Source organism: Lysobacter sp. A421 (assembly GCF_054052145.1).
Genome location: NZ_JBSVRL010000001.1, coordinates 850,389 through 862,364, shown reverse-complemented (window position 1 = coordinate 862,364; position 11,976 = coordinate 850,389). Strand labels below are relative to the sequence as shown.

10 protein-coding genes are annotated in these 11,976 nt (G+C 64.4%); 6 read left to right on the top strand and 4 right to left on the bottom strand.

Translation table 11 applies throughout. From position 1 onward, the window contains the following. Positions 1-14 precede the first annotated feature (14 nt). The 5 genes from zipA (at position 15) to gyrA (ending at position 8,154) form a co-directional block, all read left to right on the top strand. The gene (gene zipA, locus ACW7G6_RS03880; protein WP_456979553.1) at positions 15-767 is read left to right on the top strand and encodes a cell division protein ZipA; all 753 of its coding nucleotides are present in this window, start codon (positions 15-17) and stop codon (positions 765-767) included. A gap of 37 nt (positions 768-804) precedes the next feature. Further along, positions 805-3,207, top strand: coding sequence for an NAD-dependent DNA ligase LigA (gene ligA / locus ACW7G6_RS03875; protein ID WP_456997577.1), 2,403 nt, complete (start codon positions 805-807; stop codon positions 3,205-3,207). 7 nt (positions 3,208-3,214) lie between these two features. Beyond that, positions 3,215-4,198: an EF-P lysine aminoacylase EpmA gene (epmA, locus tag ACW7G6_RS03870; RefSeq protein ID WP_456997576.1), complete on the top strand. Its 984-nt coding sequence runs from the start codon at positions 3,215-3,217 to the stop codon at positions 4,196-4,198. 7 nt (positions 4,199-4,205) lie between these two features. After that, on the top strand, positions 4,206-5,264 hold the full coding sequence (mtnA, locus tag ACW7G6_RS03865; protein WP_456997575.1) for an S-methyl-5-thioribose-1-phosphate isomerase: 1,059 nt from the start codon (positions 4,206-4,208) through the stop codon (positions 5,262-5,264). Positions 5,265-5,496: 232 nt separating this feature from the next. Beyond that, positions 5,497-8,154: a DNA gyrase subunit A gene (gyrA, locus tag ACW7G6_RS03860; protein ID WP_456997574.1), complete on the top strand. Its 2,658-nt coding sequence runs from the start codon at positions 5,497-5,499 to the stop codon at positions 8,152-8,154. Between the two features lie 115 nt (positions 8,155-8,269). Here the strand turns inward: gyrA and ACW7G6_RS03855 are convergent, their stop codons facing one another. Continuing rightward, positions 8,270-8,749 (bottom strand): redoxin family protein, encoded by a 480-nt coding sequence (locus tag ACW7G6_RS03855; protein ID WP_456979548.1) that lies wholly within the window; start codon positions 8,747-8,749, stop codon positions 8,270-8,272. Between the two features lie 138 nt (positions 8,750-8,887). Between ACW7G6_RS03855 and ACW7G6_RS03850 the strand changes: the two genes are divergently transcribed. Further along, positions 8,888-9,808 carry a DnaJ C-terminal domain-containing protein gene (locus ACW7G6_RS03850; protein ID WP_456979547.1) on the top strand — a complete coding sequence of 307 codons (921 nt, stop codon included), beginning with the start codon at positions 8,888-8,890 and terminating at the stop codon, positions 9,806-9,808. Between the two features lie 65 nt (positions 9,809-9,873). On the opposite strand, the gene ACW7G6_RS03845 is transcribed toward ACW7G6_RS03850, so the two are convergent. From ACW7G6_RS03845 to ACW7G6_RS03835, 3 genes are all read right to left on the bottom strand, one after another. Further along, positions 9,874-10,239, bottom strand: a complete 366-nt coding sequence (locus tag ACW7G6_RS03845) for a response regulator (RefSeq protein ID WP_456979546.1) — start codon at positions 10,237-10,239, stop codon at positions 9,874-9,876. A gap of 58 nt (positions 10,240-10,297) precedes the next feature. Continuing rightward, positions 10,298-11,290, bottom strand: coding sequence for a YhdH/YhfP family quinone oxidoreductase (locus tag ACW7G6_RS03840; RefSeq protein WP_456979545.1), 993 nt, complete (start codon positions 11,288-11,290; stop codon positions 10,298-10,300). A gap of 71 nt (positions 11,291-11,361) precedes the next feature. Next, complete coding sequence (locus tag ACW7G6_RS03835; protein ID WP_456979544.1) at positions 11,362-11,955, bottom strand: LOG family protein; 594 nt, start codon at positions 11,953-11,955, stop codon at positions 11,362-11,364. Positions 11,956-11,976: the final 21 nt, after the last annotated feature.

Genomic DNA, 11,976 nt, shown 5'->3' with positions numbered 1-11,976 from the left:
GGAGTAGCGAAACAATGTCGGACATGACCCTGCTGCGGATCGGAATCCTGATCGCCGGCCTGATCCTGATTGGCGCGATCGTATTCTTCGGTCGTCCACGCAAACCCGGACAGGGCAGGCGGGTTCCCCGCGATGCCAAAACGACGGGCGAGCGTCGCGAGCCCACCTTGGGCGAGCAACTGGAGGATGAGCTGGCTGGTGAGCCGCCCGCCACCGGTGATGCCACCAGCCAGGCCGAACTGGAGCTGTTTGAGCGCAGCCTGGACGGCACGGCCGATATCGCCAGCGCCGAGCTGGGGCGCCGTGTCAGCGACGAGTTCGACAAGATCGTGACCGTTTACCTGGCGGCCCGCGCCGGCCACAAGCTCCGTGGTCCCGACATCGTGGTGGCGGCCGAGAAGGCCGGCCTGGTGTACGGCCACATGAGCGTGTTCCACCGGCTGCTTGATCAACGACCCGAGCGCGGGCCGGTGTTCAGCGTTGCCAATATCACCAAGTCCGGCAACTTCGACATGGCGAACATCCAGGAGCTGGAAACTCCGGCGATCGCGTTTTTCCTGACCCTGCCGGCACCGATTGCCGCGCTGGACGCCTGGGAGACCATGCTGCCGACCGCGGAGCGCATGGCCGAGTTGCTCGACGGCATCGTGCTGGATGAGCAACGCAACAACCTCGGGCGCCAGCGTATCGGCCATATCCGCGACGAGTTGCGCGCCTACGATCGCCAGCGCGAAGCCCCGCCATTGAGCAAGCCGACGCGCTGGTAAGCCGTGTCCCGGCACCGCCGTCCCGTGCATGAAAGTCATGTCCGCAGCCGCCACCGCTGAAGCCCGAAGCCGCGTCGACGAACTGCGCCGTCAGCTCGATGACGCCAATTTCCGCTACCACGTGCTTGACGATGCGGTGCTGGCGGATGCGCAGTACGACCGGCTGCTGCGCGAGCTGGAGGCATTGGAAGCGGAGTTTCCGGCGCTGGCGAGCGAGGATTCGCCCACCCAGCGTGTCGGGGCGGCACCGTCAGGCGCCTTTGCGCCGGTACGACACGCCGTGCCGATGTTGTCGCTGGCCAATGCCTTTACCGAACAGGAAGTGGCGGACTTCGTGCGCCGGATCGAGCACAAGACCGGCCGGGACAATCCGCTGTTTTCGGTCGAGCCAAAGCTCGATGGCCTGGCAATCAGCTTGCGCTACGAGCACGGCCGCTTCGTCCAGGGCGCGACCCGCGGCGACGGTGCCACCGGCGAGGATGTCACCGCCAACCTGCGCACGGTGAAGGCGATCGCGTTGCAGCTGCGTGGCGCGGGCTGGCCCGACGTGCTGGAAGTGCGCGGTGAGGTCTACATGCCACTGGAAGGCTTCAAGCGCTACAACGAACGCGCACTGGCAGAGGGCGGCAAGGTGCTCGCCAACCCGCGCAATGGCGCTGCCGGCTCGCTGCGCCAGCTGGATCCACGCATCACGGCGCGCCGCCCGCTGGCGTTCTATGCCTATGCGGTGGGCGTGGTGGAAGGCGGCGAACTGCCCGAAACCCACTCGGCGACACTGCAACGATTGCGCGAATGGGGCCTGCCGGTCAGTGCTGAAAGCGCGGTGGTGGCCGGCACCAGCGGCTTGCTCGACTACTACCAGCGACTGGGTGAGCGTCGTGCCGGATTGCCGTTCGATATCGACGGAGTGGTCTACAAACTCGACGATTACGCGGGACAGCGCGAGTTGGGCTTTGTCTCGCGCGCACCACGTTGGGCGATCGCGCACAAGTTCCCCGCCCAGGAGCAGTCGACCGTGCTTGAGGCGATCGATATCAATATCGGCCGCACCGGTGCGGCTACGCCACTGGCGCGCTTGCGGCCGGTGCAGGTCGCCGGCGTGGTGGTCAGCAAGGCGACCTTGCATAACGCCGACCAGATCGCGCGACTGGACGTGCGCATCGGCGATACGGTGATCGTGCGCCGCGCCGGTGATGTGATCCCGGAGATCGTCCGGGTCGTGCCTGACCAGCGCGCGCCCGGTGCGCCGGTATGGGTGATGCCAACCGAGTGCCCGGTCTGCGGCTCGCGGATCGTCCGCGAGGAGGGCGGTGTGGTTTGGCGCTGCTCGGGCGAGTTGACCTGCGCGGCCCAGCGCAAGGAAGCCATCGGGCATTTCGCCTCGCGCCGGGCGATGGACATCGATGGTCTCGGCGAGCGCTACATCGAGTATCTGTCGGATCTGGATTACGTCACGACCGTCGCCGATCTGTACAAGTTGACCCTCGATGACCTGCTGGAGATGAAAAGCCGCGGTGATGCCGCGCAGGACGCGCTGCCGGAAGCGCCGGCGGATGTGTCCGCGGCAAGCAACGGCAAGCCGGCCAAGGTCGCGACCAAATGGGCCGAGAACCTGATCGAGGCGATTGACCGCAGCCGCGACACCACGCTGGAGCGTTTTCTGTTCGGCCTGGGTATCCAGCATGTCGGCGAGAGCACCGCGAAGGCGTTGGCGACCTGGTTCGGCGACCTGGAAATAATCCGTCACTTGCCGTGGCCGTTATTCAAGCGGGTGCCTGATATCGGCGGGGAAGTCGCCCGCTCCATCGGGAACTTCATGGACCAGCCGGGCAACCAGCAGGTCATCGACGAGTTGCTGGCGCGCGGCGTCACCATCAACGATGCCCATGACCCGTCGCCGAAGCTGCGCGATGACCTGGGTTTGGCGACCCTGCTGGTCGACCTGGATATCCCGAAGATCACCCGCATTCGCGCCGAACAGGTGGCAGCGGCATTTCCGCTCGCGGATCAGCCCGCCGCTGCGGTGGCGCGTCTGCTGAAGGCGCCGCAACATGATTTTGTTACCGCCGGTTTGCCGAACGATACCGCGACGGCGCTGTTCGACTGGTTGCAGGATGTCGGCAACGCCGGGCTGCTGTCCGCGTCGGCTGCTGCGGTGGAACGATTGGAGGCGCGGGTTCCGCAGGACGAGACACGCGTTGCCGGTGCGCTGGACGGCCAGACCGTGGTGCTGACGGGGACCTTGTCGTCGATGACCCGCGATGAGGCCAAGGCCCGGCTGGAAGCCCTGGGCGCAAAGTCCGCTGGCAGCGTGTCGAAGAAAACCGGCTTTGTCGTCGCCGGCGAGGCTGCCGGCTCCAAGCTTGCCAAGGCCGAGGAGCTGGGCGTCGCAATCTGGGACGAGGCGAAGCTCATCGCCTTCCTGGCTGCACACGAATGAGATCGACATGACGTCGGACTGGCAGCCGACGGCGAGCTTCGATGCGCTGCGCCTGCGCGCCGCCCTCAACGCCTGCATCCGAACGTTCTTCGCCGAGCGTGACGTCACCGAGGTCGAGACGCCGATGATGTCGGTGGCCGGCAACACCGAGCCCAATATCGCCTCGTTCTCGCTGCAGTTCAGCGGACGCACCGATGGCGCGCCGCGAACGCGATGGTTGCGTACGTCCCCCGAGTACCCGCTCAAGCGCCTGTTGGCGGCCGGCTTTGGTGATTGCTACGAACTGGGCCGGGTGTTTCGCGATGGAGAGGCCGGTGTTCGCCACAATCCGGAATTCACCATGCTGGAGTGGTATCGCCTGGGCTGGGGCCATCGTGCGCTGATTGTGGAAACCGCCGAGGTGATCAATGCCGCACTCGCGCTGGTCGGCCGACAGGTTCCACTGGTCCAGGTTCGCTACCGTGACCTCTACCGCGACCGGCTGGGCCTGGACCCGATGACCGCCAGCGAAGACGAGCTGCGCCAAGCGCTGGGTGAGGCTGTTGTCGATCCGCGCGGGCTGGTGCGTGACGATTGGCTGGACCTGTTGATGACCCACCGGTTGCAGCCGGATTTCCGCGACGACCAGATGCTGGCGATCCACGACTACCCGGCCAGCCAATGCGCGTTGGCGCGGCTGCGCGATGATGGCACTGGCGAGCCACCGGTCGCCGAACGTTTCGAGTTGTATCTGGGGCCGCTGGAGCTTGCCAATGGCTATCACGAGCTGGCCGATGCGGTGGAGCAGACGGCGCGTTTCCAGCGCGACCGGCAGGTGCGTGCGAGTCGTGGGGATATCCTGCCGCAACTGGACCAGCGCTTCCTTGCATCGTTGGCCGCCGGCTTTCCACATTGCGCCGGGGTCGCCCTCGGTGTCGACCGGCTGATGATGGCGATACTGGGCACCGACCGGATCGCCGACGTGCTGGCATTTGACTTCTTCCGAGCTTGAGAACGCCATGACCGATACCCTCGATTTCGACCGTTATGACCGGGTCCGGCCCATCCGCTGGACCAGTGACGCGCTGGAGCTGCTGGACCAGCGCAAGCTTCCCTTCCAGGTGGAATACGTCACCTGCCGCACCAGTGACGAGGTGTTCGACGCGATCCGAACGCTGGTCGTTCGTGGTGCTCCTGCCATTGGAATCGCCGCCGCCTGGGGCCTGGTGCTGGCGGCCCGTGAGATCACCGCGGCCGATGGCTCCGAGGCGGCCGCCAAGCTCACTCCGACCATCGCCCACCTCAATGCGGCCAGGCCCACGGCGGTCAACCTTGCCTGGGCATTGGCGCGGATGCGGCGCGTCCTCACCGGTGCCGGTGAGCAGTGGCGCGGGGCCCTCGCCGCCGAGGCCGAGGCAATCACCCGCGAGGATCTGGCGGCCAATCGCCAGATGGGCGTGCTTGGTGCGGCCCTGATCGCACCCGGCAGCAGTGTCTTGACCCATTGCAACACCGGCTCGCTGGCAACCGCCGGTTTTGGTACCGCGCTGGGGGTGATTCGCGCCGGCGTCGCCCAGGGGCGGGTCGAGCAGGTGTATGCGGGCGAGACCCGTCCGTGGCTGCAAGGCGCACGACTGACTGCGTGGGAGCTGCAGCAGGACGGTATTGCCCCGACCCTGATCGCCGACGCGGCGGCCGCGCACCTGATGAAAACCGGCAAGGTGCAATGGGTCGTGGTGGGGGCGGACCGCATCTGCGCCAACGGCGATGTCGCCAACAAGATCGGTACCTGCCAGCTCGCTATCTCGGCATGGCATTACGGAGTCGGGTTCATGGTGGTGGCACCGTCATCGACAGTGGATATGGACACGGCGTCGGGCGATTTCATCCATATCGAGGAGCGCGACCCCGAAGAGTTGTTCGGCGTCGCCGGGACCCGTACGGCGGCCGATGGTATCCGTGCCTGGAACCCGGTCTTCGACGTCACGGCGCATGATCTGATCACCGCCATCGTTACCGAGCGTGGGGTGATCGAGCGTCCAGACGAGGCCGCGATGCGGCTCGCATTTCCCGATTGAGAGGCGCGAGTCTCCGTCAGCGTCCGATTCGACCGTAAAACCGCGCTAAGTCATTGTTTCCGGGGAAAATAGCGGGGCGTCAGAGCGCGTTTTGTGCTATGATTCAGTGTCTTTTTCATCTGCTTGTCGCGGATCGAGAAATCGCCGCGCAGGAAGAATTGCCTGGGTGGTTTCCGATAGGCGCGGGCAGCGATCGATATCGCTCTAACCCCTGTCAAAACACGGAAACCCGATGGCCGAATTTGCCAAGGAAATCATCCCGGTAAACCTCGAAGACGAGATGCGTCGCAGCTACCTCGATTACGCCATGAGCGTGATCGTCGGACGCGCGCTTCCGGACGTTCGGGACGGGCTCAAGCCGGTGCACCGACGCGTTCTGTACGCGATGAGCGTGTTGGGTGCCCACTCCAACAAGCCGTACTTCAAGTCGGCGCGAATCGTCGGTGACGTGATCGGTAAATACCATCCGCACGGCGACCAGTCGGTCTACGACACGCTGGTGCGCATGGCGCAGCCGTTCTCGCTGCGCTACATGCTGGTGGATGGCCAGGGCAACTTCGGTTCAGTGGATGGCGACTCCGCCGCGGCGATGCGCTACACCGAAGCGCGCATGTCCAAACTCACCCATGAGTTGATGGCGGACATCGAGAAAGACACCGTCGACTTCCAGCCGAACTATGACGAGAAGGAATTCGAGCCGACGGTCATGCCGACCCGGGTCCCGAACCTGCTCATCAATGGTTCGGCCGGTATCGCGGTTGGCATGGCGACCAACATCCCGCCGCACAACCTGTCGGAAATCATCGACGCGACGATCGCGTTGATCGAGAACCCCGAGATCGACATCGATGGGCTGATGGTGCACGTGCCCGGTCCGGATTTCCCGACTGCCGGCATCATCAATGGCACCTCCGGCATCATCAACGCGTACCACACCGGTCGCGGTCGCGTGCGCATGCGCGCGAAGGCGGATATCGAGGTGGCCGACAACGGTCGCGAAGCGATCGCTGTCACCGAAATTCCGTACCAGGTCAACAAGGCGCGGCTGATCGAGAAGATCGCCGAGCTGGTCAAGGAAAAGAAGCTCGAAGGCATCAGCGAGTTGCGAGACGAGTCCGACAAGGACGGCATGCGCATCTACATCGAGATCAAGCGTGGCGACTCGGCCGATGTGGTGCTCAACAACCTCTACCAGCAGACCCAGCTGGAGTCGTCGTTCAGCATCAACATGGTGGCGCTGGTCGATGGCCGGCCGCAGCTGCTGAACCTCAAGCAGATCCTGCAGTCGTTCGTTCGCCATCGCCGCGAAGTGGTGACCCGTCGCACCATCTTCGAGCTGCGCAAGGCTCGCGCACGCGCACATATATTGGAAGGCCTGACTGTCGCGCTGGCCAACATCGACGAGATGATCGAGCTGATCAAGACCTCGGCCAATCCCAACGAAGCCCGCGAGCGCATGCTGGCCAAGACGTGGGAGCCGGGGCTGGTCGGTGCGCTGCTGGGCGCGGTCGGGGCGGAAGACTCGCGTCCGGACGACTTGCCCAAGGGCGTCGGCCTGGTTGACGGCCGATACCAGCTGACTGAAATCCAGGCCCAGCAGATCCTGGAGATGCGCCTGCACCGCCTGACCGGGCTGGAGCAGGAGAAGCTGACCGACGAGTACAAGCTGCTGCTGGAGGCCATCCGTGGCCTGATCGAGATCCTGGTAGACCCCAACGTGCTGCTGGCGGTGATCCGCACCGAGCTGGACAACGTCAAGGTCGAGTTCGGCGATGAGCGCCGCACCGAGATCCGCGAGAGTGAGGAAGACCTCGATATCCTCGACCTGATCGCACCGGAGGACGTGGTAGTGACGCTGTCCCATTCGGGCTATGCCAAGCGCCAGCCGGTCAGCAGTTACCGCGCGCAGAAGCGCGGTGGCCGGGGGCGCAACGCGGCGGCGACCAAGGATGAGGACTTCATCGACAGCCTGTGGCTGGTGAACACCCACGACACCTTGCTGACGTTCACCAGTGCCGGCCGGGTGTTCTGGCTGCCGGTGTACCAACTGCCGGACGCGGGCCCCAACGCCCGCGGGCGGCCGATCATCAACTGGATCCCGCTGGAACCTGACGAGCAGGTCCAGGCGGTAGTTCCGGTGCGTGATTACGATGGTGGCCGGTATGTTTTCTTTGCGACCCGCAATGGCGTCGTCAAGAAGACGCCGCTGACGGAATATGCCTATCGCCTGCAACGCGGCAAGATCGCGATCAACCTTGACGAGGGCGATGCGTTGATCGGTGTCGGCCTTTCCGATGGCAGCTGCGACATCATGCTGTTCTCCAGTGCGGGCAAGGCGGTTCGTTTCGCTGGCAGCAACGTGCGCTCCATGGGGCGTACCGCCCGGGGCGTTCGCGGCATGCGCCTGGGTGAGGATGCCAAGGTGGTCAGTCTGATCGTGGTCGACGGCGATGGCGATATCCTGACCGCCAGTGAGCGTGGCTACGGCAAGCGCACCGAGCTGGAACAGTACCCTTGCAAGGGGCGCGGCACCCAGGGCGTGATTGCACTCAAGACCAGTGAGCGCAACGGCAAACTGGTCGGTGCGATCCAGCTCAGCGAAGACCACGAGGTATTGCTGATATCCGACGGCGGCACCCTGGTGCGTACCCACGCATCGGAGATATCCCAGGTCAGCCGGAACACCCAAGGGGTGACTTTGATGAAGCTGGCGGCCAACGAGACCTTGCAGGCCGTTGAACGTCTGGATGCATCACTGGACGACGAACTCGGTGACGGGACGGTCGACGACGAGGGGATTGCGGCGGCGGTCGACCCATCGTTGGCGGCTGGCGCGCGTGTAGACGATGCGCCTACCCCGGAGTCGCCGGACGGATCGTCGGCTGACTGACCGGCCACGCCGCACGGGTACATTCGCTGCGCGAGCGTGACAAAAAGTAACGCCGCCCCTTGAGGGCGGCGTTATTTTGTGGGTCTACCTACCGGCGCTCACGACTTCGTGCGTTTCAGGCCAGTTGGGAAAGCATGTGCTCGGCGGTGGATACCCGGTACTCACCCGGTGCCTCCACATACAGCTGCTTCACCACGCCGTCTTCGGCATATAGCGCGAAGCGCTTGGAACGCACGCCCATGCCGTAGGAGCTGGCATCGAGTTCCAGACCCAGGGCGCGAGTGAACTCGGCGTTGCCATCGGCCAGCATCATCAGTCCTTCTGGCACGTCCTGGCTTTTTCCCCAGGCTTGCATCACGAACGGGTCGTTGACCGACACACAGGCCACATCGATCCCCTTGTCGCGGAACTGCTGGTAATGCGCGACAAATCCCGGGAGGTGCTTCTCCGAGCAAGTCGGGGTGAAAGCGCCGGGGACGGCGAATATCACCACCTTTTTCTGGTTGAACAGTACCGAGGCATCAACGGTTTCAACGCCATCGGCAATACGTTGCAGCGGAGCTTCCGGGAGGTGTTCTCCCACCTGGATGGTCATCTTGTTTCCTTGTCTGGCGCGCGGATTGGCGCATGTACGCAGTGACAGTGTAGGGCTACGCTTCTAGAATGCACGTCAACGCTCATTGAAATTCATACGCCCCGCAACGCTGCGATCAAGGGCATTTCCGGAGTATTCATGCATTTCAAGGACTATTACCAAACCCTCGGCGTGGAACCCAGCGCGGGCGATGCCGAGATCAAGACCGCCTACCGCAGGATGGCGCGAAAATACCATCCGGACGTCAGCAAGGAGGCGGGTGCGGAGGATACGTTCAAAGCCGTCAACGAAGCTTACGAGGCCTTGCGTGATCCGCAGAAGCGGGCGGCTTACGACCAGTTGCGCACGCGGGGGTATCGTCCGGGCGATGAGGTGCATCAGCCAGCCGGCGGCTTTGGCGGGCAGGGCGGCTCGGGGGTCGATTTCGAGGAGATATTTGCCGGCGGCGGCGCGGGCGGTGGTTTCAGCGACTTCTTCGAGACACTGTTCGGACGCGGTCGTGGACCGGGAGGCCCGGCGGGCGGCAATGGCGGATTCGCCCCGCACCCTGGTGCAAATTCACACGCCGATACCCGTGCCAAGCTCTCGGTTCCACTGGAGACGGTGTACTCCGGTGCAAGCGTCAGGGTCGGTATCAACGGCAAGACCCTGGATGTGCGCGTGCCCAAGGGCATCCGCGAAGGGCAATCGATCCGGTTGGGTGGCCAGGGCAGCAACGGTGGTGCGCTGCTGCTGGAAATCGATTACGCGGCCCATCCACAGTTCGAGGTCGACGGCCGCAATGTGATTCATGTCCTGCCGATCGCGCCGTGGGAGGCGGCGTTGGGCGCGACGATCAGCGTGCCGACCCTGGGTGGGTCAGTGGAATTGAAGATCCCGGCCAACTCCGAAGCCGGCAGCAAGCTTCGGCTGCGCGGCCGCGGCCTGCCGGCCAAGCCGGATGCCGGAGACCAGATCGTGGAGCTGGAAGTGCTGGCGCCGCGACCACATACCGATGCACAGACCGACGCTTATCAGACCATGCGCGACGCGTTCGGCGAGGATTGGCGCCGGGAGTAGCGCTCGGCGCGGGGCTTGCTGCAACCGGGCTTGGTTCAACCCGGCTTGCTTCAACCTGGCTTGCTTCAACCCGGCAATAGCTGGCCGAGCACTTCGGCCAGGTCGGCCTCGCTGAACGGCTTGGTGATGTAGGCCTTCGCTCCCTGGCGCATGCCCCAGACGCGGTCGGTTTGCTGATCCTTGGTGGTAACCAGGATGACCGGGATATGTTTGGTGTCGGCGTCCCTGCAAATCGCCCGGGTTGCCTGGAAACCATTGAGGTTGGGCATCACCACATCCATCAGCACCAGGTCGGGCAGTTCCTGCTTGGCCGCGGCGACCCCGGCGGCGCCGTCTTCGGCAGTCAGGGCTTCGTGGCCCAGTTTCTCGACGATGCGGCGGATGCCCATCAGTTGTGACGGTGAGTCGTCGACGATCAGGATGCGCGCCATGTATTTCCCCCAGGAGATCGGTTTGATTGTAGCTTCGTATGACGTCGCCGCAAATGGCTTATATAGTCACCAGCGTGCGCCCCAGCGAACCGCCGCCGAGCATGTTCGAAAATACCTGCGGCAACTCGGCCAAAGACACTTCGCGGGTGCAGATGCGATCAAGGTGCCTCGGCTTCCAGTCGCTGGCCAGATGTTGCCAGACCGCCTCACGGATAGCACGTGCGGTGCCGGCGGAGGCAACACCAAGCAGTGACACGCCGCGAATGATGAACGGCATCACCGTGGCATCGAGTCCGGCAGACGCGGCCAGCCCGGCGCTGGCGATATTGCCGTACGGCGCGCACTGAGCAAGCAGGCTGGTCAGCATCGGACCGCCGACGTTGTCCAGGCCACCGCCGAACCGCGCCGACTCCATCGGCCGGGTAGTGGCCAACGCGTCACGCCCCAGGACCTGGCTGGCACCAATCTCCCTCAGGTAGGCATGTTGGTCGGCCTTGCCGCTGATGGCATGTACCTCGAAGCCGGCGCGGCTGAAAATATCGACCGCCAGCGAGCCCACGCCGCCGGACGCGCCGGTTACCGCCAGCGGTCCCATATCGGGCCGCTGCCGGTTCTCGGTCATGCGGAACAGCGCCAGTGCCGCGGTAAAACCGGCGGTACCCAGGATCATGCTCTCGCGCAGGTCGAGGCCATCGGGCAACGCGATGGTCCACTTCGCCTCCAACCGGACGTACTGTCCGTAGCCACCGTCGCGGGTTTCGCTCAAGCCGCTGCCGGTCGCCAGCACGGCGTCGCCTTCCTTGAACGACGGATCGGTGGAGGCCACCACATGGCCGGCAACATCGATCCCGCCGACCAGCGGAAATCGCCGCAGGATCTTGCCCTTGCCAGTGCCCGCCAACGCGTCCTTGAAGTTGACCGAGGAATGCACGGCCTTGACCACGACTTCGCCGGGGGCGAGGTCATCCAGCGAGATCGACTCGATGCCGCTGCGATAGCCGGCCTCGTCCTCATGGATGCGAAAGGCGTTGAAGGTGGCCGGGATCGTCATGTGGTTCTTTTCCTTCCGGCAACCGCCGGCTACTGCGTGGGACAGATCTCCCGGATCATATCCCGATGGGGCTAGCGCAAGGCGCTGCGGCGTTTCGCTTCCAGCCACTTCTCTGCATGGGCGGGCGTATAGGCGCGCATCCAGTCCAACATCATGTCGATGTCCTCGCCATGCCACAGGTCCTGTCGCTGCCCGGGGTGGACGAAGCCTTCGGCGACCATGCGATCCATCATGGCGATCAACGGAGCGAAGAACCCATCCACGTCCAGGAAGGCGCATGGCTTGTCGCCAATGCCGAGCTGTCGCCAGGTCAGCATCTCGAACATCTCGTCCATGGTCCCGAAGCCGCCGGGAAGGGCGACGAAAGCATCGGACAGGTCGAACATGCGCTTCTTGCGTTCGTGCATGTTGGCCACGACGTCGAGCCGGGTCAGGCCGCGATGGGCGACCTCCAGGTTGACCAGTTGCTCGGGGATCACCCCGATCACCTCGCCGCCAGCCGCCAGCGCGGCATCGGCGACGATACCCATCAAGCCGACATCGCCACCACCGTATACGACCGTCAGGCCCTGGTTACCCAGTTGGGTGCCCAGCAGTGCGGCGCGCTCGGCATAGATGGGGCGAGCGCCGGGATTGGACCCGCAATAGACGCAGATGGACTGCATGGTGGTAGTTGCTCCGAAGTG